This is a genomic window from Pseudomonas sp. FW305-20, from assembly GCF_058788075.1.
This window is the reverse complement of the sequence record NZ_JBYTAJ010000009.1, coordinates 96,317-110,344: the sequence shown is the minus strand read 5'-3', so window position 1 is coordinate 110,344 and position 14,028 is coordinate 96,317. Positions and strand designations below refer to the sequence as shown.

The window sequence follows — 14,028 nt, the reverse complement described above, 5'->3', positions numbered from 1 at the left end:
ATTGGAGGTTTGGTGTCGCATCCATGAATTCCTGCGCAATGCAGGAAGAGGACAATCGATGAGCCACCTTTCTCTCTAAGGTGGCGCATTATATCTACACCACTCCTAGCGTCCAATACAAACGTTTGTTTGAATCGGCTCAAAGCCAGAGAAATCAAAGTCACGCGGCTTATGACTGGCCATTTTGCCGTATTGACCGGAATAGGCGTTCCGGTCAAGATACGGTCGGTTTTGCGCTCGCCGTAGGCTGACTGTTGGTTTCAAGAGCACCTCTAAAGACAGGGCGATGGCAGTACAAGGTGATGCGCAGCGCAGGTTCCGGCGCGCAGTTTACACGCCACGGTAATGAATGACTCGTCAGTCACCACTGACGAACGGTCATCTTCATCGTGAGCGCTTGTCACTTGACAGCTTTGCCAGCGTTTTTAGAGGTGCCCTTGCGCCGATGAGCATCAAACCGCCAGGTTCGCCTAGGCGACTTTCTTTTCACCGGAGAGTAACGAGGAATCCATGAAGGTTCTTGTAGCTGTCAAACGCGTTGTGGACTACAACGTCAAGGTTCGCGTCAAGGCGGACAATTCCGGCGTCGACCTCGCCAACGTCAAGATGTCGATGAACCCGTTCTGCGAAATCGCAGTGGAAGAAGCCGTACGCCTGAAAGAGAAAGGTGTTGCGACTGAAATCGTCGTCGTCTCCATCGGCCCGTCCACCGCTCAAGAGCAACTGCGCACCGCGCTGGCTCTGGGTGCCGACCGTGCCATCCTCGTCGAATCCGCTGAAGACCTGACTTCGCTGGCTGTTGCCAAGCTGCTCAAGGCTGTTGTCGACAAGGAACAGCCTCAGCTGGTGATCCTTGGCAAACAGGCTATCGACAGCGACAACAACCAGACCGGCCAGATGCTTGCGGCACTGAGCGGCTACGGTCAGGGCACGTTCGCCTCCAAAGTCGAAATCAGCGGCGACAGCGTTGCCGTGACTCGTGAAGTCGACGGCGGCGCGCAGACGGTTTCCCTGAAACTGCCGGCCATCGTCACCACCGACCTGCGTTTGAACGAGCCGCGCTACGCGTCCCTGCCAAACATCATGAAAGCCAAGAAGAAGCCTCTCGAAGTGCTGACTCCGGACGCTTTGGGCGTTTCCACCGCCTCTACCAACAAGACCGTGAAAGTCGAAGCGCCAGCTGCACGCAGCGCGGGTATCAAGGTCAAGTCGGTGGCTGAACTGGTCGAGAAACTGAAAAACGAAGCGAAGGTAATCTAAATGACTATCTTGGTTATTGCTGAACACGACAACAAAGTGCTGGCCCCGGCCACGCTGAACACCGTCGCTGCCGCCGTTAAAATCGGTGGTGACATCCACGTTCTGGTTGCAGGTCAGGGCGCTGGCGCCGTGGCTGAAGCAGCGGCGAAAATCGCTGGTGTGAGCAAAGTCCTGTCAGCTGACAATGCCGCTTACGCGCATCAGCTGCCGGAAAACGTCGCGCCGCTGGTGGCCGAGTTGGGTAAGAGCTACAGCCACATCCTGGCTGCCGCTACTTCCAACGGCAAAAACATCCTGCCGCGCGTTGCCGCTGCACTGGACGTTGACCAGATCTCCGAGATCATCTCGGTCGAAAGCGCTGACACTTTCAAGCGCCCGATCTATGCCGGTAACGCCATCGCCACCGTTCAATCGAACGCTGCGGTCAAAGTGATCACCGTGCGTGCTACCGGTTTCGACCCGGTTGCTGCTGAAGGTGGATCGGCTTCGGTTGAAGCCGTTGCAGCTGCTCACGACGCGGGCATCTCCAGCTTCGTCGGTGAAGAGCTGGCCAAGTCCGATCGTCCGGAACTGACCGCTGCCAAGATCGTCGTTTCCGGCGGCCGCGGCATGCAGAACGGCGACAACTTCAAACACCTGTACGCCCTGGCCGACAAGCTGGGCGCTGCCGTCGGTGCTTCGCGCGCCGCGGTCGACGCAGGTTTCGTACCGAACGATATGCAGGTCGGTCAGACCGGCAAGATCGTTGCGCCACAGCTGTACATCGCCGTCGGTATCTCCGGCGCGATCCAGCACCTGGCCGGCATGAAAGACTCCAAAGTGATCGTTGCGATCAACAAGGACGAAGAAGCGCCGATCTTCCAGGTGGCCGATTACGGCCTGGTGGCAGACCTGTTCGAAGCAATCCCTGAGTTCGAGAAGCTGGTCTAATCCAGCGGCCTGACTTATAAAGAGCCCGACCTTTTGGTCGGGCTTTTTTTTTGTTCCGGATTTGAGTGGGAGAGTGTCGCCATGGATCTGCGCCGCGTTTACGGCTGGTCATTGCTGCTGGGGCTGACGGTATTGCCGGCGTTGTCCGTCGCTGCGGGCAAGTGCGAGCGTCTGGTGGTGACTGGCAGCCCGGACGCGCCGCCGTACCTGTGGCAAGACCCGCAAAACCCCAAGCATCTGATCGGCGCCAGTGCTGATCTGTTGCAGCAAGTGGCGGGGGAGTTGGGGATCAAGGTCGAATTGCTTTACGCCGGCAAACGTTCCCAGGCTCTGGATGAAGTGCGCAGTGGGCGAATGGACATGCTGGCGGATGCGTCATTGACGGTCAGCGAACTGGACACTCTGGATTACATTCATCCTCCATTACTGGAAAACGATTACCTGGTCTGGACCCGCAAAGACTCGACGCTGGTCTACAACGAAGCGCAGGACCTTCACGGTCATCCCGGCGCATTGTCGGAAAAGTCTCGTATGACACCGGCATTTGGCGTGTTCGCCGAGCAGCAATTGACCCTCGCACGTACGCCTAACCTCACCCAGGCCTTTCAGAAATTGCTTCTGGGTGAGGTGGAATTTGTCCTCGCCGGACGCTACTCGGGCTTGACGGCTGCGCAGACACTTAATCTGGCCAACGACCTGATCGCCCGTCCACAACCGATCGACAAACCCGGCCTGTTCCTCGCGGTTTCCCACAACTCCGCCTGCAACGATCCGTGGTTGCGCGGACAGCTGGCGAAAAAGATGACAGAATTGCCCGCGTCCGGACTGACGGAAGCCGTGCTGCAACGCAACATCGAGCGCTGGAAGGCGCAGCTCTCACAGCCGCAGCAACCATCTGTCAGTACCCCAAAACAGTAGGGATTTTTAGTGAGTATCCGACCTTTTTTCGCTGCCCTGGCCGTTCTGGCTCTGGCGGGTTGTGCAGCCGATCCGGCGCCGAATGAACAAATGCGCCTGACCGAACGGGCACTAGAGCAGGCCAAGGCCGTGGGCGCCACCGCCGCCGACGTGCCGGAAATGAAACTGGCCGAAGACAAGTTCAACCGCGCCAAGGGCAGCATGAACGACCAATCCTTCAAGAACGCGCGCATGCGGGCTGAGCAGGCCGAGCTGGACGCGCGTCTGGCCGAAGCCCGGGTTCTGACCCTCAAGAGCGAGGAACAGTTGAACGTGCTCAACACCCGCATCACTCGCCTGCGCAAGCAACTGGGAGATGCCCAATGAGCCTCATGACCAAAGCCTTGGGCGGTTTGATCCTGGCAGGCTGCGTCAGCCTCTATGGTTGTGCCGGTCAGCACAGCGAGGCCGCGTTGCAGCAGGCCAGTACCGACTTCCAGAAGGTCAAGGAAGATTCCAACGTGCTGCGAATCGCGCCCAAGGAAGTGATTCGCGCTGGTGAGTCGCTGGCCCGAGCCGATCGTCTGTCCAGCTATTGGGGCAGCGGATCGGACGTGCTGCATTACGCTTACCTGAGTGAACGCTACAGCGAAATCGCGCGCGAACACACCAATCAGGTGCTCAACGAAGAACGTGCGGCGAAGCTTGAACTGGAGCGTCAGCGTCTGCAGCTGGCCCTGCGCGAGTCCAAACTGCTTAGCGTGCAACAGCAGGGCAAGTGGCTCGAAGAACAGATTGTTGCACTGGCGACCACTCAGACTGACCGCGGCCTGGTGATGACGTTGGGCGATGTGCTGTTCGACACGGGCGAAGCGGAGTTGAAAAACTCGGCGAACCGCGTGGTGTTGAAGATCGTGCAGTTCCTGCAGCTCAACCCCAAGCGCGTAGTGCGCATCGAAGGTTATGCCGACAGCACCGGTGGCAAGCAGGAAAATCTCAAGCTGTCCCGTGACCGTGCGCAATCGGTGGCAGACGTGCTGATGGATTTGGGTATCGACGATAAACGCATTCAGGTCGAAGGTTACGGTGATGAATATCCGGTCGACGTGAACGCCTCCGAGCGGGGACGTGCACAGAACCGTCGGGTGGAAATTGTGTTCTCTGACGAAAAAGGCCAGCTCGGCGCTGCCCGGTAGGAATCTGTGATCTTTTGATCTTGCCCCTGACACTCAATGGGCCTGGAAAGATCGCAGCCTCGTTTCACTCGACAGCTGCTACAACCCGGCCTGCCCGTCAGCGCCGGGTTTTTTTACGCCTGCTGATCAACGCCAAAAAACAGTACAGTTTTTGCTGACACTGCACTGTACGGTCGACTATTGTGGCAACTGTCCCAGTACACTTCTAAACTGTTCCGGTATTGTTTCACACAAGAATAAAATGCCCGTGAAATCGAGTGCTGCGTCATGACCAATCTCTTGCTCTACCAACGTATTGCTCAGCAACTGGCCGAAGACATCCGCCGTGGCGTCTATCAACCGGGGGAGCGCGTGCCATCGGTGCGCAAGATGAGCTCGCAGCTCAATGTCAGCCATGCGACGGTGTTGCAGGCTTACGCCAACCTCGAGGATCAGGGGCTGATCCGCGCCCGGCCGCAGTCCGGTTACTACGTGCACCAGACCCCGGCCCTGACCGCGCCGACACCGGACATCGCCCGGGTCGAGCGTCCAGGTCTGGTCACCCGCAGCAGCATCATCCAACAAGTCCTGGTCGAATCCCGCCGCGAGGGTGTGTTTCCCTTGGGCGCGGCGGTACCGAGCGTTGATTACCTGCCGGTGCGGGCGCTGCATCAGCAACTGGCCAAAGTCACCCGTTTCCATAGCCCGCGGGCGTTCAGCTACATGTTCAGCCCGGGTTTCGAACCGTTGCGCCGACAAGTGGCGATCCGCATGCGCGATGCCGGCGTAGTGGTCGATCCCTCAGAAGTGGTGATTACCCACGGCTGCGTTGATGCCTTGCAGATGTCTCTGCGCGTATTAACCCGGCCGGGCGATTTGATCGCTGCCGAGTCACCAACCTATTACGGTTTGCTGCAACTGGCTGACCTGCTGGGGCTCAAGGTCATCGAGATTCCGAGCGATCCGGCCACCGGCATGAGCCTCGAAGCTTTGCAGCTGGCGGCCAACCAGTGGTCGATCAAGGCACTGGTGCTGACCACTCGTCTGAGCAATCCATTGGGCGGCACCATGCCCGAAGAGCGGCAGAAACAACTGCTGCGCCTGGCCTCGGATTTCGATATCCAGATTGTCGAGGACGATATCTACGGCGAACTGATGTTCGAGCAGGGTCGCACCAAATCACTTAAAGCCTACGATCGGCTGGATCGGGTGATCTATTGCTCCAGCTTCTCCAAAACCCTGTCGCCGGGTGTGCGGATCGGCTGGATGATTGCCGGCAAGTACCAGCAGGAAATCCAGCGTTTGCAGACCTTCAGTACCCACTCGGCTTGCAGCGTCACCCAAATGGGCATCGCGGCTTATCTGGAAAATGGTGGTTACGACCGGCATTTGCGCTACATCCGTCAGGAATACCGCAAGAACCTCAGCGCTTTCCAGTTGGCGGTGCAGCAATACTTCCCGGAAGGCACGCAGATGACCCGGCCGACCGGCGGCTTCATTCTGTGGGTCAGCCTGCCGGGGCGGGTCAACACGCAAGAGCTGCACGTTCGTGCGTTGCAGCAGGGCATTAGCATCGCGCCGGGGCTGATATTCAGTAACACCGAGCAGTTCAACCACTGCATTCGGCTGAACTGCGGCACACCCTGGAACCGTGAAGCCGAACGTGCATTGATGACCTTGGGCATGCTCGCCACCCAGCTCTGTCAGGAAATGGTCGGCGGCTTTTGAGGGGGCGGGCAGGATATTCCTGCCCGAGCTTGTCATGTCGCGTACAACAGGCGAGCATATGGCTCCTGCCGTTTGCCCCGTTGGGTCCATGAAGCCGATTTTTCCCGCCGTATGGCTATCGATCTGCCTGCTGATGACCTTCCAGACCGAAGGTGTATTGGCGGCTTCCGTTCAAGAAAAACCGGCAGCCAGCGCCACGTCGAAAAAACCGGCAACGGTCAAGAAAGCCGCGCCGGTCAAAAAGAAAGCGGCCAAGGCAACAAAGCGACCGCCAATTGCATCCAAGTCCAAAACCGCCAGTGAGATCGCGAAAACCAAGCTGCCTTCGGCCGACCTGGATTTAAGCCTGCCCGAAGACATGGCCGAGGAGCTGAAACCGATCGGTACGGTAGAGTTGCCACGGCACGATGCAGTATTGCCGCAAATGTTCAGTGACAAGGCAGGCCCGTTTCAGCTCAACGGGAGGCTGATCAGCAACGAAATGCAGTTGCAACTGCGCAACGAAGAGCGTCATGAGGTCGAAGGCGCAGCCCTGGAATTCGAGTTCAAGCGATAATTTCTTTCCGTCCGTGACCTGTTGGCCAGACGCTTTGTCGGAGACTGGTCAGTCACGCTCGTTAAAGCGAAAAACCCCGGCCCAGACAATTTTAAACAAACGTTTTAGCGGTTACTCTGTGCCACGTCATTTAACACATCACCCGTCGAGGAGCTCGTCGTCATGAAATGCCGTGAAGGCTGTGGCGCCTGTTGCATTGCCCCTTCCATCAGTTCACCGATCCCCGGCATGCCTAATGGCAAGCCCGCGGGAGAACGTTGCGTACAACTCTCTGTCGATAACCTGTGCGGCATTTTCGGCAAACCGGAACGTCCAGCAGTGTGTTCGGCGTTCGAAGCCGACGTCGAAGTCTGCGGGAGCAGCAGTGACGAAGCGATCAAATTGCTGGGTTGGTGGGAGGAAATGACGGCGGCGTGATGTGTTCAACGAACGGATTTTCAACAATAAGGAATAAGACTATGGGTTCGCTGCAACGTATGGCTGTGCTGTGTGGTTTAACGGTTTTTCTGGCTTCCACGGCCGCTCAGGCAGAAGACTGGAAAGTCGCCAAGAACGAAGACGGCATCAAGGTTTCCTTGAGTGAAGTGGCTGGCTCCGATTACAAGGCTTACCAGGGCGTCACCCTGATGAAGACCACCATGGCCAAACTGCGTGCCCTGCAGGAAGACGTGCCTGGCGCCTGTGCCTGGATTCACGACTGCAAGACTCAGAAATTGCTTAAGCATGAGGGCAATCAGAGCTGGACCTACACTCAGTTCAATACGCCTTGGCCGGTTACCGCGCGTGACTCGGTGTTGCATGTCACCACCACCGAAGGCGCCGATGGCAGTCTGACTCGCAAACTTGAAGGTGTGCCGACGTACCTTCCTGAAGAAAAAGGCTTTGTGCGGGTGACCAAGATTGATGGGTTCTGGAAGTTTGTGCCCAAGGGCGATCAGATTGAAGTGACTTATCAGGTGCATACCGAGCCGGGCGGTAGCATTCCGTCGATGGTTGCCAACAAGTTTGTGGTGGATGCGCCGTTTAATACCTTGAAAGCTCTGAAAGAACGCGCTGAGAAATAATTGCTCTTTTGATAAAACGCCCTGACTTGTTTGGGGCGTTTTCTATTTTGGTGGGGCGGTTTATTTAATCGGGGGCATATCCGTTTTTGCGGTAACGGCGGCTGGCGGTTCCGCCCTTACGGCGGGTCACTTGGAAAAGTCCCAAGTAACCAAGGGCTCTTGCCCCTTTCGGTCGGTGCCACGCCCAGGTTCGGCATGCCCTCGCTCCGGTCCTGCTCCGTGGGCCCCTGTTTCCTCAAAGCTTGCGCGTACATCTGATCATTCCCACGCTCTGCGTGGGAACGCCGCCGGGGACGCTCCGCATTTCGCTGTTGACGCAAGGCGTAAGTCCTGCGCACTGGTGACGCGGAGCGTCACGGGATGCATTCCCACGCAGAGCGTGGGAACGATCAAACTAACGGGCATTCGGAGCGGGAGACTTTATTTTGTATCCGAATATACGTTGCACGAAATTTTCACAACGTCTCCAAGACAATTCGCCCGCGCCAGGCATGCCGGACAGTAATCAATGGCAATGCCGCGTTTGATCGTGCAACATTTGCGCACCGCGCAAGCCCCGGGGCCGAGTACAGGCCAACAGAGGGCAAGGCGCCGCTGTATTTTTTTGAAACTTCAACTTCCAATGGGTCCTAAAACGACATGGCAAACCCGGACGCCCTGAGTCAGCAGCGAGCTTCTAGTCGCCTGCTGCAACCGACCGTCAAATCGCATCTGGCCTACACGCTGCTGTGTGCCCTGGTCATGATGGTCATGTTCAGCCTGTTGCGCGTTGCGCTGCTGGTTTACAACCGCGAGATGATCCTCGACACCCCGGCCTCGACCTTTCTCGAAGCGTTCGCCAACGGTCTGCGTTTCGACCTGCGCCTGGTGGTCTACCTCAGCATTCCATTGCTGCTGGCGCTGTTCAGCGCCCGGGCGATGTCCGCACGCGGATTCTTCCGGTTCTGGCTGACCATTGCCTCGAGCATCGCCCTGTTCCTCGGCCTGATGGAGATGGACTTCTACCGCGAGTTCCACCAGCGCCTCAACGGCTTGGTCTTCCAATATGTAAAAGAAGACCCGAAAACCGTGATGAGCATGCTCTGGTACGGTTTTCCGGTGGTTCGCTACCTGCTGGCCTGGGCCGTGGGCACGTTGATCCTGACCCTGGCATTCAAGGGCGCCGACCGCGCCACCCGGCCTCGTGGCCCCTTCAGCGGCGGCAGTATCGGTACGCGCAAGGTCGCCCCGTGGTACTCACGCATCGCGGTGTTTGTCGTCTGCCTGCTGGTCTGCGTGGTCGCCGCTCGTGGCACCTTGCGCCAGGGCCCGCCAATGCGTTGGGGTGACGTCTACACCACCGATTCGAACTTCGCCAACCAGTTAGGCCTTAACGGCACTTTGTCGTTGGTCGCCGCGGCCAAGAGCCGGATGTCCGAAGATCGCGACAATATCTGGAAGGCCACCCTGCCACAGCCTGAAGCGCAGAAAGTGGTGCGTGACATGCTGGTGATGGCGGACGACAAGCTGGTGGATGCCCAAACCGCAGCCGTGCGTCGCGATTACACGCCGCCGTCCGACAAGACCCTGCCGATCAAGAACGTCGTCGTGATCCTGATGGAAAGCATGGCCGGTCACTCGGTTGGCGCCTTGGGTGCACCGGGCAACATCACGCCGTACCTCGACAAACTGTCGAAGGAAGGCCTGATGTTCGACCGCTTCTTCTCCAACGGCACCCATACCCACCAGGGTATGTTCGCCACCATGGCCTGCTTCCCGAACCTGCCGGGTTTCGAATACCTGATGCAGACGCCGGAAGGCAGCCACAAGCTGTCCGGCCTGCCGCAATTGCTCAGTGCCCGTGACTATGACGACGTGTACGTCTACAACGGCGACTTCGCCTGGGATAACCAGTCGGGTTTCTTCAGCAACCAGGGCATGACCAACTTCATTGGGCGCAACGACTTCGTGAACCCGGTGTTCTCCGATCCGACCTGGGGCGTGTCCGACCAGGACATGTTCGACCGAGGTCTGACTGAGCTCAAGGCGCGGGAAAACGGCAAGCCGTTCTATGCGCTGCTGCAAACCCTGTCCAACCACACGCCATACGCCTTGCCGACGCCATTGCCGGTTGAGCCCGTGACCGATCGCGGTAGCCTGAACGAGCATTTGACCGCCATGCGTTATGCGGACTGGGCGCTCGGCCAGTTCTTTGAAAAGGCCCGCAAGGAGCCGTATTTCAAGGAAACCCTGTTTGTGATCGTCGGCGACCACGGTTTTGGCAACGAGCGTCAGATCACCGAAATGGACCTGGGCCGCTTCAACGTACCGATGCTGATGATCGCACCGGGCATCCAGGAAAAGTTCGGCGAGCGGGACCATACCGTGGGCACGCAGATCGACATCGTGCCAACCATCATGGGCCGTATTGGTGGTGAAGTGCGTCATCAGTGCTGGGGCCGCGATTTGCTCAACCTGCCTGAAGGCGACACCGGTTTCGGTGTGATCAAGCCGTCGGGTAGCGAGCAGACCACCGCCATCATCACGGCAGATCAGATTCTGGTGCTGCCGAAGGAAAAGGAAATGGCGCCGAAAATGTACCAGTACGAACTGGGCGCCACCCCTCACGCCGAGATCGTTCCGGATGCGCCGCGTACCGCTGAGCTGAAGCTCAAGCTCGAAGCGTTCCTGCAAACGGCGACCAAAAGCCTGATCGACAACACCGCCGGTGTGGTTGACGGCACGCCGGACTAAGTCGTGATGCAATAAAAAGAGGCCCTTGAAAAGGGCCTCTTTTTTTTGCCTGTTAAACCTTTATATCTTGCCGAGCAACAGCAGGATCAACAGCACCACCAACACCACGCCGATGATACCCGACGGGCCATAACCCCAACTTCTGGAGTGTGGGAAGACCGGTAAGCCACCTATCAGCAGGAGGATCAGAATAATGATTAGAATTGTGCCCATATCTATTTCCTTGTTGGAAGTGTTCTGGAATTACCTGGCGTTTAACGGTCAGCCGGGCTGCTGTAAATCCGGGCTGCTTACAAAATCCGACTGTAGTGAATGAAAGAAAATTCCAAGTTTTTTTAATGTTTTTCGAAGAAAGGCTTATTTCGTTTTTTATTGCACAAGTTGGTTCAGGCGCTGCCACGGTTTGCTCGGGCCATTCAGCAATCTGATGGAGCGTGGATCGGGCATAGTCCTTCGCTACACTCGCTGCATCTTCCCCGGAACAACAAGGCTGTTTGCTATGCAAAATCGCATGATGATCACTGGCGCGGGCTCGGGCTTGGGTCGCGAAATCGCGCTGCGCTGGGCGCGTGAAGGCTGGCAGCTGGCCTTGTCGGATGTCAGCGAACCCGGTCTGCAGGAAACCCTGAAATTGGTTCGAGAAGCCGGCGGCGACGGTTTTATCCAGCGTTGCGACGTGCGCGATTACAGCCAGCTGACCGCGTTCGCCCAAGCCTGCGACGAGAAATTCGGGGGCATCGATGTCATCGTCAACAACGCCGGCGTTGCCTCGGGCGGGTTTTTCAGTGAACTGTCCCTGGAAGACTGGGACTGGCAGATCGCGATCAACCTGATGGGCGTGGTCAAGGGCTGCAAGGCCTTCCTGCCGCTGCTGGAAAAAAGCCAAGGCAAGATCATCAACATCGCGTCGATGGCCGCCCTGATGCAAGGCCCGGCCATGAGCAACTACAACGTGGCCAAGGCTGGCGTGGTGGCGTTGTCCGAAAGCCTGCTGGTGGAGCTGGCGCAGCAGGAAATCGACGTGCATGTGGTGTGCCCGTCATTCTTCCAGACCAATTTGCTGGACTCCTTCCGTGGCCCGACGCCGGCCATGAAAGCCCAGGTCGGCAAGTTGCTGGAAAGCTCGCCGATCACCGCAACCGACATTGCCGACTACATCTATCAGCACGTTGCCGCCGGCGAATTCATGATCCTGCCTCACGAACAGGGCCGCATGGCCTGGGCGCTCAAGCAGAAGAACCCGCAACTGCTCTACGACGAAATGACCGCCATGGCCGACAAAATGCGCGCCAAGGCCAAACAAACCGCAGGCTGAACTTGCCCGTACGCAATACCGTCGTTAGGGTGGCCGCCATCGGCCATCCTCGCGAGACGTTTGCATGCTCAATTACCTGTGGTTTTTCCTCGCCGCGCTGTTCGAAATCGCCGGCTGTTTTGCCTTCTGGATGTGGCTGCGCCAGGGGAAAAGTGCCTGGTGGGTCGTGCCCGCGCTGCTCAGTCTGACCTTGTTCGCGCTGCTGCTGACCCGCATCGAAGCGACCTACGCCGGTCGCGCCTATGCCGCTTACGGTGGCATCTACATCATCGCGTCGATCGGCTGGCTGGCGGTGGTCGAGCGGATTCGTCCGCTGGGCTCGGACTGGCTCGGGGTGGCGCTGTGTGTGATCGGGGCTAGCGTCATCCTTTTCGGCCCGCGATTCTCCGCTTCCTGAAGGATCGGTCCTTCATTCAACCGGTTTGTCAGACGTTTCCATAGGAACTGTTCGGAAGGGGCTGTAGGGCGGGACTGATTTGCCGTAATCCCATTGAAGACCCTCCGAGTGCAGGGCATCGTCAGGGTCCGATACCCCTGAAGGACGAATGCCATGCTTGTACTCAGTCGCGTTGTGGGCGAGTTGATTTCCATCGGTGACAACATTTCCGTGCGCGTTCTTGCCGTCAACGGCGGCAGTGTGCGTTTCGGCGTCGAAGCGCCGCAAAACGTCAACGTGCACCGGTCCGAGGTCTACGACCGCATCCAGGTCAAACTGGCGAAAAACAAAGGGCGCTGAGATCTCAGTCGAACAAGTGCTTGGGCACATCGTGTTTGAGCATCAACTGGCATTGTTCGCTTTCCGGGTCGAAGACAATCAGCGCCTGGCCCTTGGTCAATGCCTGGCGAACACGCAGAACACGGGTTTCCAGCGGCGTGTCATCGCCATTGTCCGTACCGTCACGGGTCACGAAATCCTCGATCAGGCGGGTGAGGGTGTCGACTTCAAGTTGGTCGTGGGGGATCAGCATAGGCACCTCGGCTAAACAATGGCGCGATGCTACGGCGAATGGGAGGTTGCGGCTAGCCTGGGGTTTTGAGTTGTCTGGTCTGACGCCATCGCGAGCAGGCTCACTCCCACAGGTGACCGCGTACTCCTGTGGGAGCGAGCCTGCTCGCGATGGCAATCTTTCAATCACAGCCTATCTCAAGCAAGACTCAGCTTTCGGAGCGCTGCCCCACCAGGCTATCCACCGACGGCACCCGCGTGTCGCTTTCCATCTGTGTCTCATGTTCGATCTGATGACTGAACCGGTCCAGCGACCCCTTGGCCGGTTGTGCATCGCTGGCAAACACCGGCGGGCTCAGAATATAGGCGCCGAGCAGGCGGCTGAGGGCGGCGAGGCTGTCGATGTGGGTGCGTTCGTAGCCGTGAGTGGCGTCGCAGCCGAAGGCGAGCAGGGCGGTGCGAATGTCATGCCCGGCAGTGACCGCCGAATGGGCATCGCTGAAGTAATAGCGAAACAGGTCACGGCGCACCGGCAACTCGTTGTCACTGGCCAGGCGCAGCAGATGTCGCGACAGGTGATAGTCGTAAGGCCCGCCGGAATCCTGCATCGCCACGCTCACCGCGTGTTCGCTGGAATGCTGACCCGGTGCGACCGGGGCAATGTCGATGCCGACGAATTCGCTGACGTCCCACGGCAATGCCGCCGCCGCGCCACTACCGGTTTCCTCGGTGATGGTGAACAGCGGATGACAGTCGATCATCAGCTCTTGGCCGCTGTCGACGATCGCTTTGAGCGCCGCCAGCAATGCGGCAACGCCAGCCTTGTCGTCGAGATGACGGGCGCTGATGTGGCCGCTTTCGGTGAACTCCGGTAAAGGGTCGAAGGCGACAAAGTCACCGACGCTGATCCCCAGGGAGTCGCAATCGGCACGCGTGGCGCAATAGGCGTCCAGGCGCAGTTCGATGTGATCCCAGCTGATCGGCATTTCATCCACGGCGGTATTGAACGCATGCCCGGAAGCCATCAGCGGCAACACGCTGCCTCGAATCACGCCGTTGTCGGTAAACAGGCTGACCCGGCTGCCCTCGGCAAAACGGCTGGACCAGCAACCGACAGGCGCCAGGGTCAGGCGACCGTTGTCCTTGATCGCGCGAACCGCTGCGCCGATGGTGTCGAGGTGAGCGGAGACTGCGCGGTCGGGACTGTTCTTCTTGCCCTTGAGGGTGGCGCGGATCGTGCCGCGGCGGGTCATCTCAAAGGGAATGCCCAGCTCTTCAAGCCGTTCGGCGACGTAACGCACGATGGTATCGGTGAACCCGGTCGGGCTGGGAATGGCGAGCATTTCCAGCAGGACTTTTTGCAGGTAGTTCAGATCCGGTTCGGGAATGTTGCTGGTCATGGAAACTCCTGATGAGTTAAGCGT

The 14,028-nt window shown here is 58.4% G+C and carries 16 protein-coding genes; 13 read left to right on the top strand and 3 right to left on the bottom strand.

The features are described 5' to 3' along the window. Nucleotides 1-510: 510 nt before the first annotated feature. From AC3WP4_RS10525 to AC3WP4_RS10480, 10 genes are all read left to right on the top strand, one after another. Nucleotides 511-1,260, top strand: a complete 750-nt coding sequence (locus AC3WP4_RS10525) for an electron transfer flavoprotein subunit beta/FixA family protein (protein ID WP_024164570.1) — start codon at nucleotides 511-513, stop codon at nucleotides 1,258-1,260. Continuing rightward, nucleotides 1,261-2,190, top strand: a complete 930-nt coding sequence (locus AC3WP4_RS10520) for an electron transfer flavoprotein subunit alpha/FixB family protein (protein WP_074878922.1) — start codon at nucleotides 1,261-1,263, stop codon at nucleotides 2,188-2,190. It abuts the gene before it with no gap. An 81-nt stretch (nucleotides 2,191-2,271) separates the two neighbouring features. Continuing rightward, entirely contained in the window at nucleotides 2,272-3,108 is an 837-nt protein-coding gene (locus AC3WP4_RS10515) for a substrate-binding periplasmic protein (RefSeq protein ID WP_102614816.1), read from the top strand. 9 nt (nucleotides 3,109-3,117) lie between these two features. Next, nucleotides 3,118-3,474: a DUF4398 domain-containing protein gene (locus AC3WP4_RS10510; RefSeq protein ID WP_076028198.1), complete on the top strand. Its 357-nt coding sequence runs from the start codon at nucleotides 3,118-3,120 to the stop codon at nucleotides 3,472-3,474. Further along, complete coding sequence (locus AC3WP4_RS10505; protein WP_102614815.1) at nucleotides 3,471-4,283, top strand: OmpA family protein; 813 nt, start codon at nucleotides 3,471-3,473, stop codon at nucleotides 4,281-4,283. Before AC3WP4_RS10510 ends, AC3WP4_RS10505 begins: the two co-directional genes overlap by 4 nt. 267 nt (nucleotides 4,284-4,550) lie before the next feature. Continuing rightward, the gene (locus AC3WP4_RS10500; protein WP_008146981.1) at nucleotides 4,551-5,990 is read left to right on the top strand and encodes an aminotransferase-like domain-containing protein; all 1,440 of its coding nucleotides are present in this window, start codon (nucleotides 4,551-4,553) and stop codon (nucleotides 5,988-5,990) included. A gap of 88 nt (nucleotides 5,991-6,078) precedes the next feature. Continuing rightward, on the top strand, nucleotides 6,079-6,546 hold the full coding sequence (locus AC3WP4_RS10495) for a translation initiation factor 2 (protein WP_102614814.1): 468 nt from the start codon (nucleotides 6,079-6,081) through the stop codon (nucleotides 6,544-6,546). Nucleotides 6,547-6,708: 162 nt separating this feature from the next. Further along, a complete protein-coding gene (locus tag AC3WP4_RS10490) occupies nucleotides 6,709-6,963 on the top strand; it encodes a YkgJ family cysteine cluster protein (RefSeq protein ID WP_074878912.1) in 255 nt (84 codons plus the stop codon). Between the two features lie 41 nt (nucleotides 6,964-7,004). Further along, nucleotides 7,005-7,610: an START domain-containing protein gene (locus AC3WP4_RS10485; RefSeq protein WP_074878910.1), complete on the top strand. Its 606-nt coding sequence runs from the start codon at nucleotides 7,005-7,007 to the stop codon at nucleotides 7,608-7,610. 639 nt (nucleotides 7,611-8,249) lie between these two features. Further along, nucleotides 8,250-10,343, top strand: coding sequence for an LTA synthase family protein (locus tag AC3WP4_RS10480; protein WP_102614813.1), 2,094 nt, complete (start codon nucleotides 8,250-8,252; stop codon nucleotides 10,341-10,343). A gap of 60 nt (nucleotides 10,344-10,403) precedes the next feature. Here the strand turns inward: AC3WP4_RS10480 and AC3WP4_RS10475 are convergent, their stop codons facing one another. Beyond that, nucleotides 10,404-10,562: a DUF3309 family protein gene (locus AC3WP4_RS10475; RefSeq protein ID WP_173860449.1), complete on the bottom strand. Its 159-nt coding sequence runs from the start codon at nucleotides 10,560-10,562 to the stop codon at nucleotides 10,404-10,406. A gap of 280 nt (nucleotides 10,563-10,842) precedes the next feature. Between AC3WP4_RS10475 and AC3WP4_RS10470 the strand changes: the two genes are divergently transcribed. The 3 genes from AC3WP4_RS10470 to csrA all read left to right on the top strand — a co-directional run bounded on the left by AC3WP4_RS10470 (nucleotide 10,843) and on the right by csrA (nucleotide 12,394). Then, nucleotides 10,843-11,658 (top strand): SDR family oxidoreductase, encoded by an 816-nt coding sequence (locus tag AC3WP4_RS10470; protein WP_074878906.1) that lies wholly within the window; start codon nucleotides 10,843-10,845, stop codon nucleotides 11,656-11,658. Between the two features lie 64 nt (nucleotides 11,659-11,722). After that, complete coding sequence (locus AC3WP4_RS10465) at nucleotides 11,723-12,055, top strand: YnfA family protein (protein WP_074878904.1); 333 nt, start codon at nucleotides 11,723-11,725, stop codon at nucleotides 12,053-12,055. A gap of 153 nt (nucleotides 12,056-12,208) precedes the next feature. Then, nucleotides 12,209-12,394: a carbon storage regulator CsrA gene (gene csrA, locus AC3WP4_RS10460; RefSeq protein WP_074878902.1), complete on the top strand. Its 186-nt coding sequence runs from the start codon at nucleotides 12,209-12,211 to the stop codon at nucleotides 12,392-12,394. A 4-nt stretch (nucleotides 12,395-12,398) separates the two neighbouring features. Here the strand turns inward: csrA and AC3WP4_RS10455 are convergent, their stop codons facing one another. Both AC3WP4_RS10455 and AC3WP4_RS10450 read right to left on the bottom strand, forming a co-directional pair. Next, nucleotides 12,399-12,626: a YheU family protein gene (locus tag AC3WP4_RS10455; RefSeq protein WP_003199186.1), complete on the bottom strand. Its 228-nt coding sequence runs from the start codon at nucleotides 12,624-12,626 to the stop codon at nucleotides 12,399-12,401. Nucleotides 12,627-12,813: 187 nt separating this feature from the next. Continuing rightward, complete coding sequence (locus AC3WP4_RS10450; protein WP_074878900.1) at nucleotides 12,814-14,004, bottom strand: osmoprotectant NAGGN system M42 family peptidase; 1,191 nt, start codon at nucleotides 14,002-14,004, stop codon at nucleotides 12,814-12,816. Nucleotides 14,005-14,028: the final 24 nt, after the last annotated feature.

What these genes read in the sequence shown, in the direction of transcription:
- AC3WP4_RS10525 (WP_024164570.1), top strand. Translation starts at nt 511, where the DNA reads ATGAAGGTTCTTGTAGCTGTCAAACGCGTTGTGGACTACAACGTCAAG.
- AC3WP4_RS10520 (WP_074878922.1), top strand. Translation starts at nt 1,261, where the DNA reads ATGACTATCTTGGTTATTGCTGAACACGACAACAAAGTGCTGGCCCCG.
- AC3WP4_RS10515 (WP_102614816.1), top strand. Translation starts at nt 2,272, where the DNA reads ATGGATCTGCGCCGCGTTTACGGCTGGTCATTGCTGCTGGGGCTGACG.
- AC3WP4_RS10505 (WP_102614815.1), top strand. Translation starts at nt 3,471, where the DNA reads ATGAGCCTCATGACCAAAGCCTTGGGCGGTTTGATCCTGGCAGGCTGC.
- AC3WP4_RS10500 (WP_008146981.1), top strand. Translation starts at nt 4,551, where the DNA reads ATGACCAATCTCTTGCTCTACCAACGTATTGCTCAGCAACTGGCCGAA.
- AC3WP4_RS10495 (WP_102614814.1), top strand. Translation starts at nt 6,079, where the DNA reads ATGAAGCCGATTTTTCCCGCCGTATGGCTATCGATCTGCCTGCTGATG.
- AC3WP4_RS10490 (WP_074878912.1), top strand. Translation starts at nt 6,709, where the DNA reads ATGAAATGCCGTGAAGGCTGTGGCGCCTGTTGCATTGCCCCTTCCATC.
- AC3WP4_RS10485 (WP_074878910.1), top strand. Translation starts at nt 7,005, where the DNA reads ATGGGTTCGCTGCAACGTATGGCTGTGCTGTGTGGTTTAACGGTTTTT.
- AC3WP4_RS10480 (WP_102614813.1), top strand. Translation starts at nt 8,250, where the DNA reads ATGGCAAACCCGGACGCCCTGAGTCAGCAGCGAGCTTCTAGTCGCCTG.
- AC3WP4_RS10470 (WP_074878906.1), top strand. Translation starts at nt 10,843, where the DNA reads ATGCAAAATCGCATGATGATCACTGGCGCGGGCTCGGGCTTGGGTCGC.
- AC3WP4_RS10465 (WP_074878904.1), top strand. Translation starts at nt 11,723, where the DNA reads ATGCTCAATTACCTGTGGTTTTTCCTCGCCGCGCTGTTCGAAATCGCC.
- csrA (WP_074878902.1), top strand. Translation starts at nt 12,209, where the DNA reads ATGCTTGTACTCAGTCGCGTTGTGGGCGAGTTGATTTCCATCGGTGAC.
- AC3WP4_RS10455 (WP_003199186.1), bottom strand. Translation starts at nt 12,626, where the DNA reads ATGCTGATCCCCCACGACCAACTTGAAGTCGACACCCTCACCCGCCTG.
- AC3WP4_RS10450 (WP_074878900.1), bottom strand. Translation starts at nt 14,004, where the DNA reads ATGACCAGCAACATTCCCGAACCGGATCTGAACTACCTGCAAAAAGTC.